1 pseudogene is annotated in these 569 nt (G+C 70.7%); it reads right to left on the bottom strand.

The features are described 5' to 3' along the window. Window positions 1-569 (bottom strand): annotated as a pseudogene (locus C1I93_RS30855) (glycine dehydrogenase (aminomethyl-transferring)); the annotation flags it as partial.

The following is a 569-nucleotide window of genomic DNA, read 5'->3' as shown; positions in this document are numbered from 1 at the left end:
CCCGCCGACCGCGGATACGGATGCGGCCACTCGTCGTCGGCCAGCATCGCCGCCGTGTGCGGCGCGTTCGCGAGGGGATTGTCACCGACCGGCCACTCACCCGCACCCACCTTGTCGATCTCCGCCCGGATGGCGATCATCGCGTCGCAGAACCGGTCCAACTCGGCCAGGTCCTCACTCTCGGTCGGCTCCACCATCAACGTCCCCGCCACCGGAAACGACATCGTCGGCGCGTGGAACCCGTAGTCGATCAACCGCTTGGCCACGTCGTCCACGCTCACCCCGGTCGCCTTCGTCACCGGCCGCAGGTCCAGGATGCACTCGTGCGCCACCAGGCCCTTGTTGCCGGTGTACAGCACCGGGAAATACGGCCGTAGCCGCGCCGCCACATAGTTGGCCGCCAACACCGCCACCCCGGTGGCCCGCACCAACCCGTCGGCGCCCATCATCCGCAGGTACGCCCACGGAATCGGCAGGATCCCCGCCGACCCGTACGCCGCCGCCGAGATCGCCGGCCGCCCCTCGACCGCCGCGCCACCCGGATCACCGGGCAGGAACGGCGCCAGATG

The sequence above is a fragment of the Micromonospora endophytica genome, from assembly GCF_003236305.1.
GTDB classification, from domain to species: Bacteria; Actinomycetota; Actinomycetes; order Mycobacteriales; family Micromonosporaceae; genus Micromonospora; species Micromonospora endophytica.
Note: the sequence above shows the minus strand (reverse complement) of the source record. Positions and strands in the feature narration are given on the sequence as shown.